Origin of the sequence: Streptomyces sp. NBC_01788 (assembly GCF_035917575.1) — a bacterium.
Classification (GTDB): domain Bacteria; phylum Actinomycetota; class Actinomycetes; order Streptomycetales; family Streptomycetaceae; genus Streptomyces.
In genome coordinates, this window is the sequence record NZ_CP109090.1 from 616,660 (window position 1) to 641,168 (window position 24,509).

The window sequence follows — 24,509 nt, forward strand, 5'->3', positions numbered from 1 at the left end:
GTCACCCGGGCCTCCCCGCCCGCCGTTCACACGTCCTTGCGGCCCACCCCGGCGTACACCCAGAACTGGGACGGGTCCTCCGGGACCTCTTCCTCCCGGTCGGGGCGCCACAGCGGAACGTAGACCAGCCCCGGCTCCGTCAGGTCGAAGCCGTCGAAGAGGGACTCGACCTCGTCGCGGGAGCGTGCCGTGACCGGCGAGGTGGCCCGGTCCCGGTACAGCTGCCCGACCGCCGCCGCCGTGTCCGGACGGTCCTCGTCCGTGGCGTGGGTCAGGGCCAGCCAGCTGCCCGCGGGCAGTGCGTCCCGGAAGGCGGCCACGATCCCGCCGGGGTCCTCCTGCGGGGTGACGAAGTGCAGGATCGTGATCATCAGGACGGCGACGGGCTCGTCGAAGTCGATGAGCTTGCGCACCTGCGGCGCGGAGAGTATCCCCGCGGGATCGCGGATGTCGGCGGCAACGATCGCCGCGTCCGGGTTGTCGGCGAGCAGGGCCTCGCTGTGCGCGACCGCGACCGGGTCGTTGTCGACGTACACCACCTTGGCGCCGGGGCTGGCGGCCTGGGCGACCTCGTGCACATTGCCCTGGGTGGGAATCCCGGAGCCCAGGTCGATGAACTGGCGTACCCCTGCGTCCACCAGGAACCGCACGGCGCGGCCCAGGAAGGCACGGTTGGCGCGGGCCAGGGTGCGCACCTGGGGATCGATCGCCGTGAAGGCGGCCACCGCCTCCCGGTCTATGGCGAAGTTGTGCTCGCCGCCCAGCATGGCGTCGTACATCCGGGCCACGCTGGCCTTGCCCGGATCGACCCCCCGGGGCAGCCCCTCTCCGTCTCGCATCCGCCAACTCCCCTACTATTAAACGACATTGACTGTGCATCATATAGTTGCCAGTGGCATACCACGCCGTACCGCCCGACCGGTCCGACCGGCCCGTCCGTCCCCGCCCCACCGGACCTCCGGCCCACCGGCCCCACCCGGAAGGCACACGATCCTGCGGAACACAGAACGCGGCCACCCCGAAGACCCACCCCCCGCAGCGCCGCTCCGCCGCCGTTCGTACTTCTCCCCCGCGGCCGACGCCATCGGCTCGGAGCTGGACCTGCACCTGACCGGCCGTCATGTCGTGCACGCCCTCGCGCCGGGTTTCTGCGACGCGGCCTCGGTGTACCTGCTCCAGCGCTGGCTGCTGGAGGAGAACGCGCGCACGGCGGCCGACCCGCCGCAGATCGAGGCGCGCCGGCTCGCCCTGCGCATAGGGTCGGACAGCTCGGAGGACTGGGAGCATCTGCTGCCGGTCGGGGAGGTGCTGGTCTTCCCGCGCCACACTCCGTACGCGCGTGCCGTGGCGACCGGGCAGAGTCAGTTGCTCGACGGCGTCGACCGGCACACCTTCGAGCGGCTGCGCGGCACCGACCCGGACGACGCGGGCGTGGACGCCCTGCTGCACAGCGCCGGGTTCCTCATCGTCCCGCTGCGGCTGCGCGGCGCGGCGGTCGGTTTCATCGCCTGCACACGTGATCCCGGCAAGGAGCCCTTCACGCGCGGCGAGGCGGTGGCGGTGGAGTCGCTCGGCGCCCGGGCCTGTGTCGCCCTCGACAACGCCCGCCGCTACGAACGCGAGCGCCGCACGGCGCTGGCCATCCGCCGCAGTCTCCTCCCGGAGACCGGACAGGCGTTCGAGAGCTGCCGGGTCGCGCACGGCTACCGGCCTGCGGGGCAGGACAACGTCATCGGCGGCGACTGGTACGACGTGCTGCCCCGAGGGGACGGACGGCTGGCCATGATCGTGGGCGACGCCATGGGGCACGGACCGGAGTCCGCCGTGGCCATGATCCAGCTGCGGACCGCCGTCCGTGCGCTCGCGGCGCTCGACATCCCGCCAGCCGAGCTCATGGACCGGCTCGACGCCGTCGCCGGCACCACGCCCGGCGCCTCCTTCGCCACCTGCATCTACGCGGAGTGGGACGCGGAACTGCACACCTGCACCTTCGTCGGCGCCGGCCATCCGCCGCCCCTGATCCGCGGCCCCGGCCGCCCGGCGGCGCCGGTGGCCCTCACCTCCGCCGGTCTCCCCCTGGGGCTGGCCACGGGACCCTACGAGCCGACCGTGCTGCACCTGTCCGAACCGACCCTGCTGCTGCTCTACAGCGACGGTCTGGTCGAGTCCCGTACCCATGACATCGACCAGGGCATCGCGCGCCTCGCCCACGCCCTGGACGCCGGGGCCGACGACGTGACGGACGCCGGGCATCCGGACGCGCTGCCGTCGCTGTGCCGGCGACTGCTGGCCGACACCGGTCGCGACGGCTCCGACGACGTGACGGACGACCGGACGCTGCTGCTCGCCGAGCTGACCCCCGGGAAGAACTGACGGGGCCGGGGAGGGCGCCCTGGGCTGCTTGTCGCATGAGCGGAGGCGGCCGTTCGAGCGGTGTCCTCACCTGATGTGGTGAGGGAGTGCGGCATGAGGCGTACGCGGGCGGTGTGAGCGCCGTTTGCTCCGGCATGGAGAGCACTTCTGGGGCCGTGCCGCGCTCGCTCGGCCACCTCCCCGTGGAACGGCCCTACGCGGAACTGACCAGCGGGCCTTCGGACCCGGCGCCGGTCCACTCGCCGCCCCACGCCTCGGACCCGGCGCCACCGCGCGCCGGCGGGCGGCGCGCGCCCGAACCGTCCCCGGTCCAGTGGGCGTCCTTCGCGGACGCCGGCTCGCCGGCCCCGGCCGTCGCGTCCGCGGGGCGGGAGCCCGGTTCGCCGTTGCTGCGGCCCTGGGGCGTCGGCTCCGGGGAGAGGCCGCCGGAAGCGGCGGCGCGGGTGGTTCCCGCGGTTCCGGCCGTGCCCGTGCCGCGTGGGCTGCCGGGTCTGTGAGTCCGGACGGAGAGGCGGCCGGGCCGTTCCCCGGGGCCCGGCCCGGACCACGCGGGGCACCGCTTGCTCACGGCTCGGTGACGGCGGGATCACGATGGTGGGCGTGGGCGTTGCCCGGTCCCGGGGGTGTCGTTGAGCGCGGCATGGAATCGTGGGAGGACGGCGAATGCCCCTGGTGCCGCTCGCTGCTCGGCTCCGGCCGGGCCCTGACCGTTCCGGACGCCGGGCTCCGCATCGGCCGCCTCTGGCACCGGACCGACGACTGGCCCGCCTGGTGGGAACGCGCACGTCCGATCATGCTGCCGCTGGCGGCCCTCACCGTGGCGGCCGCCCTCATGATGGCCCTGTCCTGACCCCCGCCCGTGGAGTCGGGCGGGGAACCGGTTGACCGGCCCGGCTCAGGTCTTGCTCAGAAAGGACGCGGAAGGCTGGTGGATCACCCGACGCGCTGACATGATCTCGACAGCTGCCGGCCGGACAGCACACGCAAGGTCATCATCCACACGCCGCATCACGTCGGCCGGCTGTCCCGGAGAGCTGATATGTCTCGCCGAACCCGTACGGCGGTGAGCGCCGCCTGCGCCGCAGTACTTCTGTCCGTCTCCGCGTGCAGGGCGGACCCCGCGCACGCGGCGTTGCCCGCGCAGCCCCAGGACTCGACGACGTCGGTCCCGGCCTCGGACGGCACCGTGCCCGGCACCACGCAGCCCTCCCCGCTGAAGCCGCCGGAGCCGGACCCCGGCGCGTCACTCGCGGGCCGCCAGAAGGTGACCGCGGGGAACGCCGTCGTTCCGTACGAGAAGGGCAGGAAAGGTGACGCCCTCACCGTCACGGTGAGCTGCCAGGGCAAGGGGAAGATCACGGTGGCGGTGCGGCCCGTGCACGTCTCGTTCCCCCTGGCGTGCGATGCCGGCCAAGTCAGCAGCATCTCGAACCAGTTTGTCGTGTCCGGGGTGGAGCGCGGTGGAGTCGTGGCCGTCGAGGCGCCCCAGGCCGTGCGCTGGTCGTTGACCGTCGGCCGTGGCGCACCGGCGCATGCGGATGTGTCGGGTGACGACTGAGCCTCTCCGGTCACGCCGGGGCTTCTTCAGGTGCGGAAGCCGATGTGGACGTGGTCGTGGTGGGTGGCGTCGCTGAAGAACTGGTTTCGGGTGCGGCCTCCGGAGAGCAGTACGGGGCCGCCGACGTTGTAGGAGCCGGCGGCCGCCGCGTCGCGCATGAACCGTTCGACGAGGGAGCGGGGGGTGGCCGGGTCGACGACCGCGTGGCCGTCGATCTGCCAGACGTCGAAGGCGCGCCCGCGCGGGTGGTCGCTGGGCCGGCTGGTGCCGAAGACGTCCAGTGGATGCCCCGAGCGGACCACACTGACGTACATCCGGTACGTCCCCGCCAGACGCAGCATCGCGGTGGCCACGCTGTCGTGGACCCGGCCGCTCCTCAGGTCGGCCTTCGCCGCAGGTGGCAGCACGATCCGGGAGTCGGCCAGCGTTCGCCGCACCCCGCCCGGGGGCGAGGCCTCCGGCGGGCCCGGCCGGGCCGGGTGCAGCGCGGTGACCGTCCAACCGCTCCTGGACCGGGCGAGCCGTACGTCGACCGTCGTGCCGCCCGCCCGGACGGCGCCGCCGTGCCGCGTCCACTGCCGGCACACCACCAGCACGCTCGCCGAGTCGGCGAGGATCCCGCCGTACTGGGCGTTCACCACCTGCAACACGGCCTCGTCGGCGGACGGCAGCAGCGGACCCGCCTGCGCCACAAGACTCGTCGGCAGGCCCTGGGCGGCCACTCTGGCACGGGCCGCGGACGCGCCGCCCCTGCCGCTGGGCCAGGCGCCGATCGCCGCGACCAGGTCCACGGCCCGCCGCTTCACCTCCGGGTGGACCTCGGCGGGACCGGGGCGCCAGAGGGTGGTGTGCGGGAGGACCGCCCCGGTGTGCGTGGGAGACGGTGACGTGGTGGAGGGGGCCGGCTTCGGCTCCGGGGCGGCGCCCTTACGGCCCGCCGCGCCGAGCAGCGCGCCCGCCATGCCCAGCAGTACGGCCCTGCGCCCCACCGGGCGCGCCGCGCGTTCCCGCCCATCGGTCATGCCCTCCAGTGTCCGCCCGCACCGCACGACGGCCCAATCGGCGGCGCGCATCTCAGGGGCGTGGCACGGACGGCCCCTGCCCCGCCCGCGCCGGGCGGGCGGATTCCTCAGGGGCGGGGGTGCAGGCGGGTGGCGAGTACGGTGATGGCGTCGTCCATCCGGGCGGCGTCCGCGGCCGGGGCGCACAGGAATTCGCCGAGGATGCCGTCCAGGAGTTCGCCGGCTCCCGCGCCCGGCCCCGTACGCAGGCCGGAGAGCCGGGCGAGCGAGGTGTCGATGTCCTCTCCGCGCCGCGCGATCAGTCCGTAGGTGAACGCGACCAGCGTGTCGTCCGGCGCGAGGGGCAGCCTCGTCGCCTCGTGGGCGGCGAGCCCGCTGCCGGGGCCGGTGCCGATCGGGGGACCCACCCGCAGCGGGACCGGCCCGGCCGTGCCGTCGGCTCGGAAGACGACCGGCGGCAGGTGTCCCGCGCTCGCGAGCTGGGCCGTGCCGTCCGCCGGGTCCAGCAGGGCCAGCAGGCAGGTCGCCGGGCGGCGGCCGCTCTCCGCGGACATCATGGCGTCCAGCCGGCGCAGGATGCCGTGCGGCGCCAGGTCGGTGGAGGCGACGCACCGCAGCGTGGAGCGGTAGGCGTTCATGTCGACCGCCGCGTCCAGGCCGTGGCCCATGACCTCACCGACGACCAGCAGGACGCGGCCGGAGTGCAGGTGAAGGGTCTCGCACCAGTCGCCCCCGACGCGCCCGCCCGTGCCGCCGGGCACGTGACGCACCGCCAGCTCCACCTCGGGGTGCGTACGCTCCGGGTCGGCCGGCAGCACCTTCCGCAGGTCCCACACCCGCGGGCCGGCCTCGCGCTGCTCCTCCGAGTGCCGCATGTGCGCGGCGGCCAGCCGCGCCGCGTAGTGGACGGCCGCGGTCTCGTCGTCGTCGAAGGGCCGGTCGGCCCGCAGGGCGAGGGCGACCCCGTAGACCCGGTCCCAGGCGAGCAGCGGCACCGACAGGGTCACCAGGGCCGCGCCGCCGTGGCTGGACGAGGCCGTGATCGGGTGGCCCGCGTCCAGGGCGCGGACGGACACCCGGTCGCGCGGGGCCTTCTCCAGGCTGTCGAGCAGGTCGCGCCGCCCGGCCACGGCGGCGGAGTGCAGGGACTCGCCCGCCTCACGGCGGCCCTCCTGCGGGCCGTAGAGATCGACGGTCGCCGAGTCGCACAGCTCCTCGACCAGGAAGGCGGCGAGTTCGGCCGCCGTCCTGCGGTCGTCGAGGGTCGTACCGATCGCGGCGACCGCCCGCCGGGCCAGTGCGAAGCGGTCCGTCGCGGCGCTCCCGGGGCCCGACACCAACTCACCTTCCACCGCGACCCCTTTCTGCCGTTCTGCCGGATTCATCCCAGCACTGCGGGCGGGCATCGGAGGGTAGCGACCCGCGGGCCGGGTCCGCCGGAGAGGATTCTTCACCGGGGTGAGCACCGGCGCGCGCGGCAGGGGTGGGACGAGAGGGGGCGGGCTTCTCGGACACCCCCTCACCCCTGGCTTCACGAAGCCCTAACATCATGGCCAACAACACCCTGACCAGGGCCAGATGTTCACGAGAAGTGAGGGCAGTGTGGCAGAGACCGAGGGACCGGCGGTGCCCGAGCGCCTGCTGATCACCCGTACCACGGCCGACGACGGCAGCTGTGTCGTGGCCCTCGCCGGAGAGGTCGACCTCGACGGCAGCTCACATCTGCGCGACGCGCTGCTGTCCTGTCCCGGGACCGCGCCCGGCACGGTGGTCGACCTCGGTGACGTGACCTTCATGGACTCCAGCGGAATCAACGCCCTCATCACCGCCCACCAGGCCGCGCAGGCGGGCGGCACCCGGCTGCGTCTGGCCGCACCGCAGGAGGCGGTGCTGCGGGTGCTCCAACTCGTCGGCGTGGACACGCTCATACCCTGCTACCCCACCCTGGAGGCGGCCCTGGCCTCCCGCTGACCCGGAGGAGGAGGGCCCGGTCACTCCGGCGTGCCGTACACCTGGCGCGTGTCGGGGCGGGGGGCCGGCCGGTGCCGGGCCGCGGGGCCCTCGGCGAAGGCACGCAGCAGGTTCTCCGTGGTGCGGGTGACGAAGGCCCGGGTGCGGGCGTCCATGCCGTGGTCGCGGCCACCCTCGGGGGTGCCGGCCATCAGTGCCTCCACCCAGCGCATGGTGCCGGTGGCGAAGACGCCCGCCCCGCTCGGCACCGTGCAGTAAGCCGAGTCACTGTGGCTGCGGTTGCCGGCGCACACCAGTGGCGAGTGCGCGGTGATCTCCAGCGGTGCGGGGACGGGCGAGCCGGGGATGACCCGGTCGTACTCCACTCCGACCAGGTGGTCGAAGCTCTCGCCGGGGTGCGCTCCCGTTCCCTCGAACAGCCAGTGGTCCGCGGCGTGCACGACGTACGGGGCGTCCACCGGGTAGCCCTCGTAGAGGACCCCGGTGAGGGACGACTCGGGGTCGGCGCCCGGGGCCTGCCGGAAGTCGGTGGTGACGAGGGCGGGGCGGGACGGGTAGCAGGGGTCGTCCCGGTAGGAGGACTTGTAGCAGACGACGGTGCGCCCGGCCCCCACGCCGTTCCCTTCCAGGCGGATCCGGCGGAAGCAGGTGTTGGCGCCGAGGAAGGCCACGTTGGTGCCCGCGTCGCGGGCCTCGGCGACGTGCCGGCGCTGCTCGGGCGTCCAGTATTCGTCGTGGCCCAGGCAGACGAGCGCGGTGGCACCGCGCAGCACGCCGGGGTCGTGGTGCAGGTCGGTGCCGGTGGTGTACGCCAGGGGTATGCCGAGGCGTTCGGCGAGGACCACGGCCGCCCACTCGTACACCAGGAACTTCTCGGCGCCGTCGGCGTCGTAGGGCCGGTCGAAGCTGACGGCGAGGGAGCGGGTCGCGTACGCGCCGGAGGCGCCGTTGTACAGGCTGGAGCCGCCCCACCTGTTGTACGCCTGCCAGGTCGCCGGGGCGTGCAGGAGTACGGTGCGGCCGACGCCGTGCGTGGAGCGCACGATCAGCGGGACGTACCGCTGATGGCCGTTGTCGGCGTCGAGGCGCGGCAGGTAGGCGCCTTCGGGCCAGCCCTCGGTACTGAAGGCCAGGGTGCGGGGCCAGTCGGCGCGTACGGTACGGGTCGCCGACAGCATCCGGGCGGCGGGCTGCACCTGTCCGCGCACGGGGCGGGAACGCCAGACGAGGCGGGCGTGGCTGCCGCCGTACCAGCCGACACGGAAGGCCGAGAGGCGGAAGGAGGACGCCGTGGTCGACACGTGCAGGCCGCACTCCTGGCCCGGGGTGACGCTGATGCGGTCGGTGTATCCGGTCACCGCGTCGGGCGGGCCCGTGGAGCCGATCCGCCAGTCCCGGGTGCCCGGGCGGTCCCGGTCGGCCTCCGGGCGGCGGCTGTCGGTGTCGGCGGACGGCCGGTTCTCGGACGTGTGGTCGCAGGCGACGGCCGCCGCGCCCAGTCCGGCCCCGGCGCACAGACAGAGGAAACGCCTGCGGGCGGGGCCGTGCGCGGAGTCCTTCCCGGTATGCCCCCTGTCCTCCGCGTGCTCCTGTGCGTGGTGCGGCCTCACATCGCCTCCCTGGGGCTGAACGAGCCCTCCCCGCGGATTCGGCGTGCCTTCGACGAAGGTAGCGGCCGCGGCGGGGGTCCGCACGGGCGCGACGACTGCGGGGGCGGACCTCTGGCCGCACCTTCGGCACAGGCGTACGGGCATGCCCGCGGGGCCGTCGGGCGGTGATGGCCGCGACGGCCCCGTGAGCGGTGGTCCGCGCGCCGCCGGTGCGGCGGCGGGCCTCAGCCGGTCCTGCCGCGTCCGGTGACGGCGTCCCGGATCCGGTCGACCAGTCCGGCGCCGGGCGCGAGGAGCTTGTTCAGTGGCGGCTTGTCCGGAGCGGCGGGGTGGGGCCGGGTCGGTGCGGTCTTCTTCGCCGAGCGCACCTTCTCACCGAGCTGTTCCAGTTCCTCGGGCTTGGTGGCCTCCCGCAGCAGCGGGAAGAGGTTCTGTTCCTCGTCGGTGACGTGCTCGCGGATCTCCCGCATCAGGCGGCCGACGAGCTCGTCGAACCGGGGGTCGTCCGCGCCCAGGCCCTCCAGGTCCTTCATCGTCTGCTCGGCCTCGGCGTGGTCCTGGACCTCGCGGTCGGCGATCGCGTCGCCGTCCCGGACGTAGTGACGCACCGCCGGGTACAGGTGCATCTCCTCGGCCACGGAATGGCGGACCAGTTCGATCGTGGCCTGGTCGGCCAGGTACTTGCGCCGCGAGTTCCCCATGGGGAGGGCCTCCATCTGCGCGAAGATCTCCTCCACTTCGCGGTGGTCCGTGGTCAGTTCCTGAATGACGTCTCCGCCGTGTCCCATGGCCGGGCTCCTTGCTGCTGGACCTTGGAGGTCATACCGCTGGACCGCCGCCGGGTTCCCACCCCGCGCGACGGCACACCACCGAGTGCCTCCGGGTCGCGTGGGCCGATTGTCCCGGCGTGGGCCGGGAACCCGGGGGAACGCCGCATACGTACCGCTCACCCCTGGAGAGGACCATGAGTCTGCTGCGCGTGGCCGGTCGGCCTCTGCTCGCCTCCATGTTCGTCGTCGGAGGCATGGCCTCCTTCCGCAGTCCCGAGGAGGTGGCGCCGATCGCCGAACCCGTCGTACGGCCGATCACCGAGCGGGTGGCGGTGCTGCCGGACCGTACCGAGCAGGTCGTACGGCTCAGCGGCGGCGTCCAGGTCGTGGCGGGCGTGCTCCTTGGCCTGGGGTGGTTCCCGCGGCTGTCGGCCGCGGCCCTGGCCGGGACCCTCGTGCCCACCACCCTGGCCGGACACCGCTTCTGGGAGGCGGAGGACGACGCGAGCCGCGCCCAGCAGCGCATCCACTTCCTGAAGAACCTGTCCATGCTGGGCGGCCTGCTGATCGCGGCCGACGACACCGGCAGCGCGCCGTCCCTGCTGTGGCGCGGTCGTCACACGGCCCACGAGCTGCAGCGCGAGGCCCGTCTGGTGCGCCGTTCGGTGCGGGCGACGGCACGCCCGGCCGCCGCGGTAGGCGGCCTGCGCGCCAAGCTGCCCGCCCGCAACGGCGGATGAACAACAGGGAGGACACCATGCGCGAGCATGCTCACGCCGGTACCCGCCTCCCGGTGTTCACCGGGCAGTCCGGTCACGAACTGCTCGGGATCTACCTCAACGACCACCTGGCGGGCGCCACCGCGGGCACGGAACGCTCCCGCCACCTGGCCCTGGCGACCCGGGGCTCGGAGATCGGCGACGCGATGGCCCCGATCGCGGCCGAGATCGCCGAGGACCGCAGGAGCCTGCTGGAGATCATGCGTCGGCTCCGGATCCCCGTACGGCGCTACAAGGTGTACGCCGGCCGCCTCGGCGAACGGGCCGCGCGGCTGAAGAGCAACGGCGGACTGGTGCGGCGTTCTCCGCTGAGCACCCTGCTGGAGCTGGAGCTGCTCCAGGCGGGCATCCGGGGAAAGGCCTGCGCGTGGGAGGTGCTGCGCGGACTCGCCGACCGGGACACTCGCCTGGATCCGCGGCGGCTGGACGACCTCTTCGAGCGGGCCGGGCAGCAGCAGCGCGTCGTCGAGGACCTGCGCAGGCTCCAGGCCGCGGAGGTCTTCCGGGACCGCTGAACCGCTGCCGGGGGCGAGGGATCGCGGTCACCGGCCGGTGACCGCGATCCATGTGCGTGCATGGACCAACGATGACCGACGCTTGGTTCAACAGTCCAGACTGATAAACCTATTGTTACTACGTGGACGTCGAATAGGTAGGTACCGGCACCACCACAGGCCCCCCGGAAAGCAAGGCGCGCAAGGACGGCACGGCTTCCCTCGCCTCCGATCTGCGGGTGACCGTCGCACGGATCACGCGGCGGCTGCGACAGGCGCACGCGGTGGGTGACGTGTCGCTGTCCGGCATGTCCGTGCTGGCGCGGCTCGCCGCCGACGGCCCGGACTCGCCCGGCGCACTGGCCGAACTGGAACGCGTCAGGCCGCAGGCGATGGCGGCGACCCTCGCCGCACTCGAACAGCGCGGCCTGGTCCTGCGCTCCCCGCACCCCGTCGACAGGCGCCGCTGCGTGGTGGCCGTCACCGCCGCCGGGCGCGACATGCTGGCCGCGCGGCACACCGAGTCCGTCGGCCGGCTCGCCGACGCCATCGAAGAACTCACCCCACGGGAACAGCGCACGCTCGCCGCCGCGCTGCCCCTGCTCGACCGGCTGGCGGAAGGGCTGTGAACCCCCGTACCCCCGCCGCCGTGGGCCCCCACTACAAGTGGGTCGCCCTGTCGAACACCACGCTCGGCGTGCTGATCGCCGCGATGGACGCCTCCATCGTGATCATCTCGCTGCCGACGATCTTCCGCGGCATCGGGCTCGACCCGCTCGCGCCCAGCAACATCAGCTATCTGCTGTGGATGATCCTGGGCTATCTGCTGGTCTCGGCGGTGCTCGTGGTCGTACTCGGCCGGCTCGGCGACATGTTCGGCCGGGTGCGCATCTACAACCTCGGGTTCCTGGTCTTCGCCTGCGCCTCCGTGGCGCTGTCCCTCGACCCGTTCAGAGGCGGAGCGGGCGCGCTGTGGCTGATCCTTTGGCGGGTGGTGCAGGCCTTCGGCGGCTCCATGCTCACCGCCAACTCGGCCGCCATCCTCACCGACGCCTTCCCCGCCCGGCAGCGCGGGACGGCCCTGGGCATCAACCAGATCACCGCGCTGGCCGGCCAGTTCCTCGGCCTGCTCGCGGGCGGGCTGCTCGCCACCGTCGACTGGCGTGCCGTGTTCTGGGTGAGCGTCCCGATCAGCGTGGCCGGCACCATCTGGTCGTACCTGAGCCTGCGGGAGACGGCGCCGGGGCGGCGCGGCCGCATGGACTGGCCGGGCAACCTCACCTTCGCCGCGGGCGCCGGAATCCTGCTCGCCGCGATCACCTACGGCATCCAGCCCTACGGCGGGGACGCCACCGGCTGGGGCAACCCCTGGGTGCTCGCCGGACTGGTGGGCGGCTGCTGCCTGCTGCTCCTGTTCTGCTTCGTCGAGACGCTCCCCCAAGCTCTCGGCGTCGCTCGAACAGGGGGGACCCCCATCGCCGAGCCCATGTTCCACCTCGCGTTGTTCCGGGTGCGGGCGTTCGCCGCGGGCAACGTGGCCGTCCTGCTGACCGCGATCGCGCGCGGCGGGCTCCAGTTCATGCTCATCATCTGGCTCCAGGGCATCTGGCTGCCCCTGCACGGCTACGACTTCGAGGACACCCCGCTGTGGGCGGGCATCTTCATGCTCCCGCTGACGATGGGGTTCCTGCTCGCCGGTCCCGTCTCCGGCCATCTCTCCGACCGGTTCGGCGCCCGGCTGTTCTCCACGACCGGCCTGCTGCTGGTGGCGGGGTCCTTCATCGGCCTGCTGGCCCTGCCGGTGGACTTCGCCTACGGGCCGTTCGCGGCGCTGCTGCTGATCAGCGGGTTCGGCCAGGGCATGTTCTCGGCGCCCAACACCTCGTCGATCATGGGAAGCGTGCCTCCGGAGCACCGGGGTGTGGCCTCGGGCATGCGCTCCACCTTCCAGAACTCGGGCACCGCCCTGTCCATCGGCGTGTTCTTCTCACTGATGATCTCGGGGCTCGCGTCCTCCCTGCCGTCGGCGCTGAGCGACGGGCTGCGGGCGCACGGCGTGCCGGCGGCCACGGCACAGCACGCCGCCTCGCTGCCGCCGGTGAGCACGCTGTTCGCCACGTTCCTGGGCGACAACCCCGTACAGCACCTGCTGGGACCCAGCGGAACGCTGGACCGGCTGTCCGGGGCGCAGCGGCAGGCGCTGACCGGGCACACGTTCTTCCCCGAGCTGGTCTCCGGGCCGTTCCACCACGGTCTGACCATCGTGTTCGGCGTGGCTGCCACGATGGCCCTGGTCTCCGCGGTCGCCTCGGCGCTGCGCGGCGGTCACCGGCTGCCCGTGGAGGGGGCCCGGCGGCCTGATCCGCTGTCCGGGAATACGCCCGCGGGACCCTCGCTCGACGAGCAGGGGTCCCGCTGAGGGCGTTCATGCCGTCCGGCGGCGCTCCCGGATTCGTCCGGGAAGGGATTCGTCCGAGGGCGCTCGGGTCGCCGTCCTCGCCGGGCCGGCGTGTCAGTCCTTGAAGACGTCCTTCGTCTTCTCCTTGGCCTGGCGGGCGTCGCCCTTGGCCTTCTCGGCCCGTCCCTCGGCGGTCATGCTCTCGTTGCCCACCGTGCGGCCGACCGTCTCCTTGGCCTTGCCCTTCATCTGTTCCTTCTTGGCCTTGCCCTTCTGGTCACCAGCCACAGTCGCTCACTCCCAGCGGAATCGGTGTCGGTGTCACCGTGCGGGTGCTCGGCGAGGCGGCGGTCAAACCTCCCGATCACGCCGGCGATCACGACGAGTGACCGGCGTCGTCAGCCGTGGCCCGCACCGGTGTGCTCGGCGCTGACCTGGCGCGGACCGCGCCGGCCGCGGGGGTGCCGGTAGCGGCGGAAGTCGAGGACGGCGAGCGCCAGAGCCCCCAGCAGGGCCACCAGGCCGCAGCCGACGGCGAAGGCCACGGCCGCGCGGTAGTCCTTCCCGTTCTCCGCGAGCACCATGTAGAACAGGCCCGGCAGGGCGGCCGTGCCCACCGCTCCCCCGAGCCGCTGTCCGGTCTGCAGGGCGCCGCCCGCGGCCCCGGCCATCCGCACCGGTACGTCACTCAACGCCATCGTCACGTTCGGGGAGATGACGCAGCCGCTGCCCACGCCGCCCACGAACAGGGCGGGCGCGGCCCACCACGCCATGACGTCCGGCGGAGCCGACCGCAGGATCAGCGCGGTGGCCGCGAGCCCGAGGACGACCGTGACCAGCCCCCAGACGGTCAGCAGCCGTCCGAACCGCTCCACCAGCCGGCCCGCGACCACCGCGGCGGCCGCCGATCCGATCGCGAACGGGGTCACCGCGAGACCCGAGGCCAGTGGCGTGTAACCGAGGCCGTCCTGGAAGAACAGGGCGAACACCAGCCACACCCCGCTGAACCCCACGAAGTACAGCGTGCCCAGCGCGGTGCCGGCCGCGTAGCCGCGGGTGCAGGTCAGGAGCCGTGGATCCAGCAGCGGCCCGCCGTCGCGCGCCGCGACCCGCCGCTCCCAGCGGGCGAAGGCCACCAGGAGCACCAGGCCCACCACGAACAGCCACCACAGGCGGCGCACTCCCCCGCTGTCGGCGAACACGAGGGGCAGCATCAGGCCCAGCACCCCGGCGCCCAGCAGGATCACGCCGGGCAGGTCCAGGTGTTCCCGGCGGCCCCGCGCCACGCGGGGCAGCAGGCGGAGGCCGAGCAGCAGCGCGAGCGCCCCGATCGGCACGTTGACGTAGAAGATCCAGCGCCAGCCCTGGGTGCCGTGGGCCAGCGCCAGGATCAGGCCTCCGGTGACGGGGCCCACCGCGCTGGAGATGCCCACCGTGGCGCCGAGGAGTCCGAACGCGCGGCCGCGTTCGGCACCACGGAACATCTGCTGGATCAGCGCCGAGTTCTGCGGGGCGAGGCAGCCCGCGCAGGCGCCCTGCGCGATCCGGGCCACGACGAGCCAGGTGATCGTGGGCGCGGCGCCCGCTCCGGCGCTGCAGATCACGAAGCCGGCCAGGGCCCACAGGAAGATCCTGCGCCGTCCCACCGCGTCGCCCAGCCGGCCCGCCGGGACCAGGGCGAGGGCGAACGACAGGGCGTAGCCGGAGACGACCCACTGCACGGAGGCCGGTGAGGCCGTCAGGTCCCGCTGCATCGACGGCAGCGCCACGGCCACGATCGTCACATCGAGCAGGCTCATGAACCCGGTGGCGAGCGTGACCCACAGGGCCTTCCAGCGCCTCGGGTCGCGTCCGGCCGTATCGTCGGCGCGCGCGCCCGCCCGCGCGTCCCTGTTCACGAAGGCTCCTCGTTCACGAAGGCTCCTTCCGGTTGCCGCCGAAGCACGCGCCAACGGTCGATGTCGGCACGCGCCCCGCCTCGACGGTCGTCTTGCGCACGTGCCCGCACGCGCGCAAGCCCGGCGGTCAATATCCGCACCGTCCCGGCCCAGCGGGCCATATCCACGCGCACCCGGGACCGACGGTCGAATTGCACGCACGTACCCGCACGGCGGGCCACATCCGCGCCCGCCCGCGACCGGCGGACGGTATCCACACGCGTACCCGCCCGGCGAACGACAACCGCGCCTGCCTGCGGACCGACCGTCGACATCCACACGCGCACCCGCCCGGGAGGGCGACGTCCGCGCGTGCCGCCGTCCGGCGGGCGAATCGCCCGTGCCACGGTCGCGTTCCCCGCCTCTCACCGTCGACACCCTCCCGCGCCACCCCGCCACCGACGCGCGGCGAAGGTGGGTCAGCCGCCGCGTTTACGGCGCGGGCCCGGCTGCGAGGGGCGGCCCCACATCCGCGACAGTTCCTGTTCGCGCACCCCGGCCGCCGCCCGTTCCTGGCCGTGCAGCACTCCCCAGGTGAAGCCGGGCTCGCCGGCCGCGTGGGCCGCGACGGCCAGACGACGCAGGGCGTCCCTGGCCACCACCGCGTCGTGTTGGTCGCCCCCGGCCTTCTTCACGGCCTTGGCCCGTCGGCGCAGGCGCCCGGCGGCCTTGCCCAGGGCCGGGCGGGCCGCCTCGGCCGCGTAGCGGACTCGCTTGGCCGCCTTGCGGGCGTGGTGGATCGCCGCGTCGCGTTCGGCGCCGGGTGGCAGGCTGAGCGCGCGTTCCATACGGCGGTGCAGGCGGCCGTCCTCCTTCCGCAGGGCCTGGGCCATGACCTTGCGGGGTTTGCCCGCGGCGGCCTCGGCTCGCAGCGGCGGTTCGGCGACCAGCCCGTGCAGCGAGTCGAGCAGGGTCCGGTAGCGGGGCGAGGCCAGCGCTTCGAGTGTGCGGCGGCGTGCCTGCGCCCGACGTGTCACGTCCCACGCGCGCAGTCGCGCGGTGACCGGGCCGAGGACCAGTTCGCCGGGCAGTTCCCCCACGGCCGCGGTCAGCCGCTCGGCGAGCACCTCGTGATCGCGTTCCGCCCCCAGCTCGCCGCCCAGCCACCTCAGGTCAGCGCGGACGGGGTCGGTGACCGAGCGGTCCAGGACGGAACGCCAGGTGCGCAGGCAGCCGCGCAGCCGGCGGCAGGCGACCCGCATCCGGTGCACCGCGTCGGGCCTGCCGCACCGTACCGCGGGGTCCAGGTCGGTCAGGGTCGCGACCAGGCCGCGCACGTACGCGAGGACGTGCTCGCCGGTCGAACCCGGCGCGGGGTCCGGTCGAGGATCCGGGGAGAAGTCCGGGGGCGAGCCCGTCCCGGTCAGGGCCCGGGCCACCTCGGACTGGGTCCCGGTCCGGCCGGCGCCCTTGTCGCGCAGCGCCTTCTCCTTCGACTGGGCCATACAGTGCCCGTTGACGCGATCCGCGGGATCAAACCCGTGGCCCGCCCGCGCGGCTCGGCCTTCAGGACCGGCTGGTCCACTGCCCCCCGCGGGCAGCACGCGCGCGTCGTGCTCCACGGCGACCGTCCCACGGTCGGCTGACGCCTCGCAGAGAGCCGGTTCGGCGCCCTTCGCCCCGCCCCTCCCACCCCGGCTCGACGGGCGCGTCGGGGTAAGAAGGGGAAATATTGAGTGTGAGGTTTGCGTACCGGGGTAGACGCTGCGGGGTCCGCCTTGATCAACAAGACGGACGCGTACCGAAGGTGTTCCGGCTGAGAGGGAGGGCCGCACGATGGCGGTGACCACAGAGGCGAAGGCGACTCGGGCTCGTACGAAGCTGCCGGAGGTGGCCGACCCCTCAAAGGTCGCGCCCACCGACGCGCGAGCCCTGTCACGGCTGTTCTTCGAACGGCTGACGACGCTGGAGGAGGGCACACCCGAGCACCAGTACGCGCGCAACACGCTGATCGAGATGAACATGTCCCTGGTCCGCTACGCGGCCGGCCGCTTCCGCAGCCGGGGCCCGCAGGAGATGGAGGACATCGTCCAGGTCGGCATGATCGGTCTGATCAAGGCGATCGACCGGTTCGAACTGGCCCGCGAGGTGGAGTTCACGTCCTTCGCCGTGCCGTACATCGTCGGTGAGATCAAGCGCTTCTTCCGCGACACCTCCTGGGCCGTGCACGTCCCGCGCCGGTTGCAGGAGGCCCGCGTCGAGCTGGCCAAGGCGACCGAGGAGCTCGGCAGCCGGCTGGGCCGCAAGCCCACGACCACCGAGCTCGCGGAGCTGATGAACCTGCCCGAGCAGGAGGTCGTCGACGCGATGGTGGCGTCCAACGGCTACACCTCCGCCTCCCTGGACGCCGCCGTCAGCGGCAGCGAGGAGGGCGAGAACGTCCTCGCCGACTTCATCGGCGCCGAGGACACCGGCATGGAGCTCGTGGAGGATCTCCACAGCCTGGCTCCGCTGCTCGCCGAACTCGACGAGCGGGACCGGCTGATCATCCACATGCGGTTCGTCGAGGAACTCACCCAGGCACAGATCGGGGAGCGTCTGGGCATCTCCCAGATGCATGTCTCCCGCCTGCTCAACCGGCTGCTGGGGCGGCTGCGGCAGGGGCTGCTGAGCACCCGCTGAGCAACGGCCCCCCTTCGGGGGGGGTCCTTCACACCCTGTGCGCCAGCCGGGCGAGCCCGCGCAGCACGCGGCTGCGCCCCTGGTCCGGCACCGTCCACAGCGTCTGCCCGCGCACCCCCCAGCGCTCCAGCAGGGCGTTGGCGGCCAGGAAGCCGCTGGTGGCGGCCCGTTCCATGAGCGCGACCGGCAGATCCGTACGAACTGTGTCGCCGGCGAGCACCAGGTACGGGTCGGCCGTGCGCACGGTGGGCCGGTCACGGTATCCGCCCACCGGGAACAGCGGGCAGTCCGCCCGCCACTCGTGCCGTTCGTCCACGACGCGCGCAGCGCGCGTCTCGGGGTACACCTGGCGCAACTGCCGTACGAGACGCTCCCGTTGGATGTCCGGGTCGGCGTCCTCGGGCAAGGCGTAGGCGTGCAGTTCGACCACGGATCCGCCGGTGCGCGCGGCCCAGCGGGCGGCCTCGCCCTCCCAGCGCTCCAGCACACTGACATTGTCGAGCGTGCCGTATCCGCTCGTACCCAGGAAGCCCGGACGGTCGCGGGCCACCGGGCGGTCCAGCCAGAGGCGGGAGACCAGGAAGGGCGGCGCGGTGCTCAGGCGGCCGATTCCCGCGCGCCACGCGGGGTCGCCGAGCCGCGCGGAGTCCGCCACCAGGCGCCGCAGCCCCGCGACGTCGAGGGCCAGCACCACGGCGTCGTGGTGGCGCGGCCCGTCCGGCAGGGTCACTGTGAATCCGCCGTGCGGAGCCGGTACGACGCTGTGCACGGGTGCCGACGTGCGCAGTTCGGCGCCGTGCAGCCGCAGGTAGCGGGCCAGGGGGTCCCACAGTGCTGCCGGAAACGGCTCGGCCGGGACGTCGAAGAGGAGTCCCTCCGCGGATCCCAGGAAGTAGATGTGGAACATGAGGACCATCTCGGCGGCCGACAGCTTTCGCGGGTCGGCGAAGAAGCTCCGGGAGAAGACCTCGAAGGCGAGGTGACGCGCGGCCTCGGGGAAGCGGATCGACTCCAGGAGGTCGTGGGCGCTGACGTGGTCGAGGTGGTCGTACACGTCGGGTACGCGCACGTCGAGCAGTGGCAGCGCGGCGGCCGGGCGCATCCGGGTCAGGTCGCGCGGCGGGAAGGACGGGCTCAGGGCCGCGAAGCCGAGGGCGCTCCAGGGCGGGGTCCGCGGCACGTGCCGGAAGCCGTCGCGCATCCCGGACCGGTGCCACAGGGGGTAGTCCGGCAGGCCGTTCAGCCGTTCCAGACCCGGATCGGTCCGGCGCAGCAGCCCGCGCAGGTTGTAGTACTGGCGGAAGAAGGCGTGGAACCCCCTGCCCATCGTCACGGTCGTACCGTCCCGCAGCGTGGTGGGCCACCCCGCGAGGCGTCCGCCGAGGACCGGTTCGCGCTCGTACAGGGTGACCCGCACTCCGCGCTCCGCCAGCGCGGTCGCCGCGGCCAGGCCGGCGACACCGCCCCCGACGACAGCCGTCGCGGGGGCCGGCCCGGTGATCTGCGGCGCGCCCGGGGCCGGCAGCAGTACCCGGGCGCGCCGGTCCCGGCCACGGCGGGCACGGACCGTCCGCCTCCGCCGCGAGGCCGGCGCGCGGCCGCCGGGGACATCTTCCGCGGCGCGCGGGCCGCAACCACCGGGGGCGTCGATCGCAGTGGTCGGGGCGGGGTCGTGCGGCGCGGGCATGCGGTCTCCGTGGGTCGTGGGGTACGGCGCGGGGAGGTGTCGCGCACGGCGAAGGCGGTCAGGGGCCGGGGAAGGGCCGACGGGGCAGGCGGGGCAGTTCGAGTGCGGAGCGCAGCATGGGCAGGACGGGGGTGCGCAGGCCGATCGACAGGTCCTCGTGGAGCCCGGTCCCGCCGTCGAGGAAGCGCAGCAGCCGCCGTGCCGGAACCCGCCGGAACAGCTCGGCGAAGAAGGCCGCCCCGTCGACGCGGCCACTGTCGAGGGCGTGCAGCAGGACGGCGTCCATGACCCGTGAGCGGGCCCGGTGCGCGGGCGGCGGCCGGGGATGGCGTCCCGCGTGCAGCGCGGCGGCCACGGCGCGCGTCTGGCGCTGCACGGCGGCGAACGTGAACCCGGTCGACGGGCGGGTCGCCCCGGAGGCCGCGCCGATGCGAAAGACCGACGGCCCGCTCTGCCGGGCGAACGCGGCGTCCGTCATGGGGATCACCCCTGACTCGGTACCGGTGACCTCGAAGCGGCCGAGCCGCAGCACACTCCCCGTGTAGCGCCGCAGCGCGGCCTCGTACGCCTCGCGCGACAGGACCCGCGCGGAGAACTCGGTGTACTCGACGAGCGCGTGGCGCCGCCCGGTGGGCAGGACGTACCCGAACGACAGCCCGTGCGCCGGCTGCGGTGTGCGGAAGTCCATGAACTCCACGGCGTCCGGGTCGAAGACCGGCCGGTCGTGGCGCACGAACCAGCCGTGGAAGTGCTGGAGCAGCGTGGTCCTGGCCGCCGGGAGACTGCCCGGCGGACGCGAGTCGAACACCCAGCGCGCCCGCACGGCCACCGGTCGCCCGTCGGCGGTACGGGCCCGCACCTCGGCGCCGCCGTGAACCGGCTCGACGGTCTCGACCGCGGCCGTCAGCCGCCGCGTGTCCGGATCGGCGGCCGTCCAGTGGGCGACGAACGTCTCGAAGTCGTCCGACCGGAGCATCTTGTAGCGCAGCGGGGCGATGTCCCGTTCGGTGGCGTGCCCGTCGGCTCCGTGGACGCGCAGCCGCCGCCAGGACGTGGTGAGGGCCGCGTCGTACGGGCCGTTCTCGGTCTCCCAGTAGCACCAGGTGCGGTGGGGCGGGCGCAGCGGGCCCGGCGGCGCCTCCAGGAGGACGACGGTCACGGGGCGTGTCCCGGCGGGGCGCCGGGCCAGCCAGTGGGCCAGGGACAGGCCCGCGGCTCCCGCTCCGACGATGGCGACGTCCGCCTCCAGCACGGCTCAGGGCTCCTTCCCGTCACGCCCGTACGGACTCGGGCGTCACCCGAAGCATTCCGGCTGTTCCGGGCGTCCGGATGCAGCGCGCGCGGCGTGTCGGCGGGCCCGGTGGGGCGATTTCCCTGCACCTCCCCCCGTTCGGCGCATCCGGCGACGCGGCCGCCGAGGAATGACTCAGACGAACCGAGCTTCGCCGAACCGTGCTTCGGCCACGCGAGAGGAATGGGTCATGCGCTCCACTCGGACGAGTCATGCGCGCCACTCGGACGAAGGGGCACCGGGCGGGAGAGCCGCCGCCGGTGCCCTGTCGGGTCGTACGGCTCCTTCCGGGGCCCGCGGCGGCGACGGGCGCGGGGTGAGCGGCCGATGACCAGGACCCTCACCGGGCGCACCGATCACGTGGTGGTCGTCGGTGCCGGGCTGTCCGGGCTGTCGGCCGCACTGCATCTGCTGGGCGCGGGCCGCCGGGTCACCGTCGTCGAACGGGACCCGCTGCCCGGCGGGCGGGCCGGCCGGCTGGTGCGTGGCGGCTACCTCATCGACACCGGCCCGACCGTGCTGACCATGCCGGACATCGCCGAGGAGGCGTTCGCCGCGGTCGGCGAGCGGCTCGGCGACCGGGTGGAACTGGTGCCGCTGCATCCGGCGTACCGGGCGAGGTTCGCCGACGGCGCCGTGCTCGACGTGCACACCGAGGCGGCCGCGATGGAGGCGGAGGTGGAGCGCTTCGCGGGCGGCGCGGAGGCGGCGGGGTACCGGCGGCTGCGCGCCTGGCTCGAACAGCTCCACCGGGTACAGCGGCGCCGGTTCATCGACACCAACTTCGACTCGCCGCTGCAACTGGTCAACGCCGATCTGGTCCGGCTGGCCGCCCTGGGCGGCTTCGGGCGGCTCGACGCGCGCATCGGCCGGTACCTGCGGGACGAACGGCTGCGCCGGGTCTTCTCCTTCCAGTCGCTGTACGCGGGGGTCGCACCGCACCGGGCCCTCGCCGCGTACGCGGTGATCGCCTACATGGACACCGTCGCCGGGGTGTACTTCCCGCGCGGCGGCATGCACGCGCTGCCTCGGGCCATGGCGGACGCCGCCGCCCACGCGGGCGCCGACCTGCGGTTCGGCCGGGCGGTCACCCGGCTGGAACGGTCCGGCGACCGGATCACCGCGGTCGTGACGGCCGACGAGCGCATCCCGTGCGACGCCGTCGTCCTCACGCCGGACCTGCCGGCCGCCTATCGCCTGCTCGGGCGCACGCCGCGCCGCCCGGTGCCGGTGACGCATGCGCCGTCCGCCGTGGTCCTGCACGCCGGATGCGATCGCACCTGGCCCCAACTGGCGCACCACACCCTGTCGTTCGGGCGGGCGTGGCGACGCACCTTCCACGAACTGACCCGGACCGGAGAGCTCATGAGCGACCCCTCCCTGCTGATCACCCGCCCCACGGCCACCGATCCCGGGCTGGCCCCGCCGGGCCGCCATCTCCACTACGTCCTGGCGCCCTGCCCCAACACGGCCCTGGGGCCGTCCGCCGCGCAGTGGGGCGACCTCGCGCCGCGCTACCGCGACGCGCTGCTCACCGAGCTGGAACGCAGGGGCCTCGCGGGCATCGGGTCCGCGATCGAGCGCCAGTGCCTGGTCACTCCCGCCGACTGGCAGGCTCTGGGCCATGCCGCGGGGACGCCTTTCTCCGCCGCCCACACCTTCGCGCAGACCGGTCCCTTCCGGCCCCGCAACCTGGTGCGCGGCACCGAGAACGCGGTGCTGGCCGGGTGCGGCACCACGCCCGGCGTCGGCGTGCCGACCGTCCTGCTGTCCGGCAAGCTGGCGGCGGCCCGTATCACCGGAGGGGCGGCGGCCCGGCCGGGAGCGCGCGGACCCGCGCGCACGGCGGCCCGCGGAGCGCGCTCATGACCGGCCGCGAGCTGGACGCGGCGGGCATCACCGATCCGGCGCTGCGTCAGGCGTACACGCGGTGCCGTCGGCTGAACGCCCGTCACGGCAGGACGTACTTCCTCGCCACCCGGCTCCTGACCGCCGAGCGGCGGCCGGCGGTGCATGCCCTGTACGGTTTCGCGCGGTGGGCGGACGACATCGTCGACTCGCTCGACCCGGCGGTTGGCGCGGATTCGCGGTCCGCGGCGCTCGCCCGGCTCCAGGAGGAGCTGGAGTCCGCTCTGCGCGAGGGCCGCAGCGGTGAGCCGACGGTGCGGGCCGTGGCCGACACCGCACGCCGGTACCGGATCGACCACCGCCACTTCACCGACTTCATGGCCTCGATGCGCAGCGATCTGGAGGTCACGGACTACGCGACCTATGCCGACCTGCGCACCTACATGCACGGCTCGGCCGCGGTGATCGGGCTGCAGATGCTGCCGGTGCTCGGGACGGTGGTGCCGCGCGAGGAGGCGGCCCCGCACGCCGCCGCGCTCGGCGTCGCCTTCCAGCTCACCAACTTCCTGCGGGACGTCGGCGAGGACCTGGACCGCGGCCGGGTCTACCTGCCCGCCGACCTGCTGGCAGCGCACGGGGCCGACCGGGAGCTGCTGCGCTGGAGCCGGGACCGGGGCCGCGCCGACCGGCGCATCGTGGCGGCGCTGCGCGCCTTCGAGGACCTCACCCGGCGGGTGTACCGCCGGGCCGCGCCCGGCATCGCCATGCTCGACCCGGTGTCCCGGCCCTGCATCAGGACCGCGTTCGTGCTGTACGCGGGCATTCTCGACGCGGTCGCCGACGCCGGGTACAGCACGGTGCAGCGGCGGGCCGTGGTGGCGCGGAGGCGCCGTGCGGTGGTCGCCGCGGACGGTCTCGTCCGTGTGGCCGCGGCCCGCCTCACCGAGCGCCGCCGCGGCCCCCTCCGTACGGAGCAGCCGCTTTCCGAGCCCCTCACCACACCGCCCGCACCGGTACAGCGGGAGGTCGTGTGAAGTCCCGGCCCTCCGGCCGCCCCCGGCACGGCCTCCTGCGGGTGCGGCAACGTCCCGTTCCCTGGCAGGACCAGCGCCCGACCTGGATGGACGCCCGCCCAGCCGTCATCGCGCAGGCGCTGAAGCGGGCGCAGGCCCGCCCGTCGGGCAACTGGTACGTCGTCGGGGCCGTCCGTGACGTGGGCGGCGAGCGCCCCCTCGCCGGGACCGTCGGCGGCCGGGAGGTCGTCGTCTGGCGCGGCGCGGAGGGCCGGCTGGTGGCCGGTCCCGGAGCCTGCCCGCACCTGGGGGCGCCGCTGGCGGACAGCGCGGTCCGGTGCGGCACGCTGATCTGCCACTGGCACGGACTCGCCCTGGACGGGACACCGTTCGCCGGCTGGGAGCCGCTGCCGGTGTACGACGACGGGATGCTGGTCTGGGTGCGCCTGGACGACGTCGGCGGTGAGCCGGCCACCGCCGCGCCGTTCGTTCCCCGGCGGCCCGCCGGTTCCGCCGCGCTGTCGGCCGTCTACGTGGGCGTCGGCGCCTGCGAGCCCGAGGACGTGGTCGCCAACCGGCTGGACCCCTGGCACGGCGCCTGGTTCCACCCGTACTCGTTCGTGGACCTCAGGGTGGTCGCGCCGGGCGGCGGGACCGCGCGCCGTGGCGGGACGGAGGGCGACGACGGTTTCACCGTGGACGTGTCCTTCAAGGTGGCGGGGCGCCTGGTCGTGCCCGTACGGGCGGAGTTCACCGCCCCCGAGCCGCGCACGGTGGTCATGCGCATCACCGAGGGCGAGGGGCGGGGCTCGGTGGTGGAGACACACGCCACGCCGCTCGGCCCCGACTCGTGGGGCCGGCCGCGTACCGCCGTCGTGGAGGCGGTGATCGCCACCTCCGACCGCCCGGGCTTCGCCGCGGCCCGCCGCGCGGCACCGCTGCTGCGGCCACTGATCCGCGCGGCCGCAGGACGCCTGTGGCGCGACGATCTCGCCTACGCGGAACGCCGCTGGACCCTGCGCTCCACGAACCGCTTCCCGGGCTGACGGCCTCCTAGGGCCTCTCGTTCGGACCATGCCGGGCTCGCGGGCCCTGGCACCGCTCCCTGATCCGGCCTGATCCAAACACTAAAGAGC

The 24,509-nt window shown here is 74.0% G+C and carries 23 protein-coding genes; 13 read left to right on the forward strand and 10 right to left on the reverse strand.

The genetic code is table 11. The features are described from left to right. Nucleotides 1-26 precede the first annotated feature (26 nt). A complete protein-coding gene (locus OIE49_RS02980; RefSeq protein ID WP_326800927.1) occupies nucleotides 27-839 on the reverse strand; it encodes an SAM-dependent methyltransferase in 813 nt (270 codons plus the stop codon). Nucleotides 840-1,125: 286 nt separating this feature from the next. On the opposite strand from OIE49_RS02980, the gene OIE49_RS02985 reads away from it, so the two are divergent. From OIE49_RS02985 to OIE49_RS03000, 4 genes are all read left to right on the forward strand, one after another. Further along, complete coding sequence (locus OIE49_RS02985) at nucleotides 1,126-2,373, forward strand: PP2C family protein-serine/threonine phosphatase (RefSeq protein ID WP_442812202.1); 1,248 nt, start codon at nucleotides 1,126-1,128, stop codon at nucleotides 2,371-2,373. 134 nt (nucleotides 2,374-2,507) lie between these two features. Then, nucleotides 2,508-2,870: a hypothetical protein gene (locus OIE49_RS02990; RefSeq protein ID WP_326800928.1), complete on the forward strand. Its 363-nt coding sequence runs from the start codon at nucleotides 2,508-2,510 to the stop codon at nucleotides 2,868-2,870. A 143-nt stretch (nucleotides 2,871-3,013) separates the two neighbouring features. Further along, complete coding sequence (locus OIE49_RS02995; protein WP_100571846.1) at nucleotides 3,014-3,223, forward strand: hypothetical protein; 210 nt, start codon at nucleotides 3,014-3,016, stop codon at nucleotides 3,221-3,223. 189 nt (nucleotides 3,224-3,412) lie between these two features. Beyond that, entirely contained in the window at nucleotides 3,413-3,931 is a 519-nt protein-coding gene (locus tag OIE49_RS03000) for a hypothetical protein (RefSeq protein WP_326800929.1), read from the forward strand. A 26-nt stretch (nucleotides 3,932-3,957) separates the two neighbouring features. Here OIE49_RS03000 and OIE49_RS03005 read toward each other — a convergent pair whose 3' ends face one another. Together OIE49_RS03005 and OIE49_RS03010 are read right to left on the reverse strand one after the other, a co-directional pair. Continuing rightward, complete coding sequence (locus OIE49_RS03005) at nucleotides 3,958-4,953, reverse strand: hypothetical protein (RefSeq protein ID WP_326800930.1); 996 nt, start codon at nucleotides 4,951-4,953, stop codon at nucleotides 3,958-3,960. A gap of 107 nt (nucleotides 4,954-5,060) precedes the next feature. Next, the gene (locus OIE49_RS03010) at nucleotides 5,061-6,290 is read right to left on the reverse strand and encodes a PP2C family protein-serine/threonine phosphatase (RefSeq protein WP_326800931.1); all 1,230 of its coding nucleotides are present in this window, start codon (nucleotides 6,288-6,290) and stop codon (nucleotides 5,061-5,063) included. A 265-nt stretch (nucleotides 6,291-6,555) separates the two neighbouring features. Here OIE49_RS03010 and OIE49_RS03015 point away from each other — a divergent pair, with 265 nt between their 5' ends. Further along, the gene (locus tag OIE49_RS03015; RefSeq protein ID WP_326800932.1) at nucleotides 6,556-6,924 is read left to right on the forward strand and encodes an STAS domain-containing protein; all 369 of its coding nucleotides are present in this window, start codon (nucleotides 6,556-6,558) and stop codon (nucleotides 6,922-6,924) included. Between the two features lie 20 nt (nucleotides 6,925-6,944). Here the strand turns inward: OIE49_RS03015 and OIE49_RS03020 are convergent, their stop codons facing one another. Both OIE49_RS03020 and OIE49_RS03025 read right to left on the reverse strand, forming a co-directional pair. Further along, a complete protein-coding gene (locus tag OIE49_RS03020; RefSeq protein WP_326800933.1) occupies nucleotides 6,945-8,534 on the reverse strand; it encodes a N,N-dimethylformamidase beta subunit family domain-containing protein in 1,590 nt (529 codons plus the stop codon). 224 nt (nucleotides 8,535-8,758) lie between these two features. Continuing rightward, nucleotides 8,759-9,322 carry a hemerythrin domain-containing protein gene (locus OIE49_RS03025; protein ID WP_326800934.1) on the reverse strand — a complete coding sequence of 188 codons (564 nt, stop codon included), beginning with the start codon at nucleotides 9,320-9,322 and terminating at the stop codon, nucleotides 8,759-8,761. Nucleotides 9,323-9,498: 176 nt separating this feature from the next. Between OIE49_RS03025 and OIE49_RS03030 the strand changes: the two genes are divergently transcribed. The 4 genes from OIE49_RS03030 to OIE49_RS03045 all read left to right on the forward strand — a co-directional run bounded on the left by OIE49_RS03030 (nucleotide 9,499) and on the right by OIE49_RS03045 (nucleotide 12,996). Then, entirely contained in the window at nucleotides 9,499-10,044 is a 546-nt protein-coding gene (locus OIE49_RS03030; RefSeq protein ID WP_100571851.1) for a DoxX family protein, read from the forward strand. Between the two features lie 17 nt (nucleotides 10,045-10,061). Beyond that, nucleotides 10,062-10,598 (forward strand): hypothetical protein, encoded by a 537-nt coding sequence (locus tag OIE49_RS03035; RefSeq protein WP_326800935.1) that lies wholly within the window; start codon nucleotides 10,062-10,064, stop codon nucleotides 10,596-10,598. Nucleotides 10,599-10,816: 218 nt separating this feature from the next. Continuing rightward, nucleotides 10,817-11,206, forward strand: a complete 390-nt coding sequence (locus OIE49_RS03040; protein WP_326800936.1) for a MarR family winged helix-turn-helix transcriptional regulator — start codon at nucleotides 10,817-10,819, stop codon at nucleotides 11,204-11,206. Next, on the forward strand, nucleotides 11,203-12,996 hold the full coding sequence (locus OIE49_RS03045) for an MFS transporter (protein WP_326800937.1): 1,794 nt from the start codon (nucleotides 11,203-11,205) through the stop codon (nucleotides 12,994-12,996). The genes OIE49_RS03040 and OIE49_RS03045 overlap by 4 nt, the downstream gene beginning before the upstream one ends. A gap of 93 nt (nucleotides 12,997-13,089) precedes the next feature. On the opposite strand, the gene OIE49_RS03050 is transcribed toward OIE49_RS03045, so the two are convergent. The 3 genes from OIE49_RS03050 to OIE49_RS03060 all read right to left on the reverse strand — a co-directional run bounded on the left by OIE49_RS03050 (nucleotide 13,090) and on the right by OIE49_RS03060 (nucleotide 16,357). Next, nucleotides 13,090-13,263, reverse strand: a complete 174-nt coding sequence (locus OIE49_RS03050) for a CsbD family protein (protein WP_326800938.1) — start codon at nucleotides 13,261-13,263, stop codon at nucleotides 13,090-13,092. 110 nt (nucleotides 13,264-13,373) lie between these two features. Beyond that, on the reverse strand, nucleotides 13,374-14,873 hold the full coding sequence (locus tag OIE49_RS03055; RefSeq protein WP_326800939.1) for an MFS transporter: 1,500 nt from the start codon (nucleotides 14,871-14,873) through the stop codon (nucleotides 13,374-13,376). A gap of 458 nt (nucleotides 14,874-15,331) precedes the next feature. After that, entirely contained in the window at nucleotides 15,332-16,357 is a 1,026-nt protein-coding gene (locus OIE49_RS03060; RefSeq protein ID WP_326800940.1) for a CHAD domain-containing protein, read from the reverse strand. Between the two features lie 331 nt (nucleotides 16,358-16,688). On the opposite strand from OIE49_RS03060, the gene OIE49_RS03065 reads away from it, so the two are divergent. Beyond that, complete coding sequence (locus tag OIE49_RS03065; RefSeq protein ID WP_326800941.1) at nucleotides 16,689-17,534, forward strand: SigB/SigF/SigG family RNA polymerase sigma factor; 846 nt, start codon at nucleotides 16,689-16,691, stop codon at nucleotides 17,532-17,534. A gap of 28 nt (nucleotides 17,535-17,562) precedes the next feature. Here OIE49_RS03065 and OIE49_RS03070 read toward each other — a convergent pair whose 3' ends face one another. Both OIE49_RS03070 and OIE49_RS03075 read right to left on the reverse strand, forming a co-directional pair. Next, the gene (locus OIE49_RS03070; RefSeq protein WP_326800942.1) at nucleotides 17,563-19,221 is read right to left on the reverse strand and encodes an NAD(P)/FAD-dependent oxidoreductase; all 1,659 of its coding nucleotides are present in this window, start codon (nucleotides 19,219-19,221) and stop codon (nucleotides 17,563-17,565) included. A gap of 58 nt (nucleotides 19,222-19,279) precedes the next feature. Next, entirely contained in the window at nucleotides 19,280-20,473 is a 1,194-nt protein-coding gene (locus OIE49_RS03075; protein ID WP_326800943.1) for a lycopene cyclase family protein, read from the reverse strand. A gap of 366 nt (nucleotides 20,474-20,839) precedes the next feature. Here OIE49_RS03075 and crtI point away from each other — a divergent pair, with 366 nt between their 5' ends. From crtI to OIE49_RS03090, 3 genes are read left to right on the forward strand one after another with little or no spacing between them, the layout of a single operon-like run. After that, nucleotides 20,840-22,381 (forward strand): phytoene desaturase family protein, encoded by a 1,542-nt coding sequence (crtI, locus tag OIE49_RS03080; RefSeq protein WP_326806127.1) that lies wholly within the window; start codon nucleotides 20,840-20,842, stop codon nucleotides 22,379-22,381. Then, the gene (locus OIE49_RS03085) at nucleotides 22,378-23,394 is read left to right on the forward strand and encodes a phytoene/squalene synthase family protein (RefSeq protein WP_326800944.1); all 1,017 of its coding nucleotides are present in this window, start codon (nucleotides 22,378-22,380) and stop codon (nucleotides 23,392-23,394) included. The genes crtI and OIE49_RS03085 overlap by 4 nt, the downstream gene beginning before the upstream one ends. Next, nucleotides 23,391-24,419, forward strand: a complete 1,029-nt coding sequence (locus OIE49_RS03090) for a DUF5914 domain-containing protein (RefSeq protein ID WP_326800946.1) — start codon at nucleotides 23,391-23,393, stop codon at nucleotides 24,417-24,419. The genes OIE49_RS03085 and OIE49_RS03090 overlap by 4 nt, the downstream gene beginning before the upstream one ends. Nucleotides 24,420-24,509: the final 90 nt, after the last annotated feature.

Coding starts and splice junctions, on each gene's coding strand:
- OIE49_RS02980 (WP_326800927.1), bottom strand. CDS start 839: ATGCGAGACGGAGAGGGGCTGCCCCGGGGGGTCGATCCGGGCAAGGCC.
- OIE49_RS02990 (WP_326800928.1), top strand. CDS start 2,508: ATGGAGAGCACTTCTGGGGCCGTGCCGCGCTCGCTCGGCCACCTCCCC.
- OIE49_RS02995 (WP_100571846.1), top strand. CDS start 3,014: ATGGAATCGTGGGAGGACGGCGAATGCCCCTGGTGCCGCTCGCTGCTC.
- OIE49_RS03000 (WP_326800929.1), top strand. CDS start 3,413: ATGTCTCGCCGAACCCGTACGGCGGTGAGCGCCGCCTGCGCCGCAGTA.
- OIE49_RS03005 (WP_326800930.1), bottom strand. CDS start 4,953: ATGACCGATGGGCGGGAACGCGCGGCGCGCCCGGTGGGGCGCAGGGCC.
- OIE49_RS03025 (WP_326800934.1), bottom strand. CDS start 9,322: ATGGGACACGGCGGAGACGTCATTCAGGAACTGACCACGGACCACCGC.
- OIE49_RS03030 (WP_100571851.1), top strand. CDS start 9,499: ATGAGTCTGCTGCGCGTGGCCGGTCGGCCTCTGCTCGCCTCCATGTTC.
- OIE49_RS03035 (WP_326800935.1), top strand. CDS start 10,062: ATGCGCGAGCATGCTCACGCCGGTACCCGCCTCCCGGTGTTCACCGGG.
- OIE49_RS03060 (WP_326800940.1), bottom strand. CDS start 16,357: ATGGCCCAGTCGAAGGAGAAGGCGCTGCGCGACAAGGGCGCCGGCCGG.
- OIE49_RS03065 (WP_326800941.1), top strand. CDS start 16,689: ATGGCGGTGACCACAGAGGCGAAGGCGACTCGGGCTCGTACGAAGCTG.
- OIE49_RS03070 (WP_326800942.1), bottom strand. CDS start 19,221: ATGCCCGCGCCGCACGACCCCGCCCCGACCACTGCGATCGACGCCCCC.
- crtI (WP_326806127.1), top strand. CDS start 20,840: ATGACCAGGACCCTCACCGGGCGCACCGATCACGTGGTGGTCGTCGGT.
- OIE49_RS03085 (WP_326800944.1), top strand. CDS start 22,378: ATGACCGGCCGCGAGCTGGACGCGGCGGGCATCACCGATCCGGCGCTG.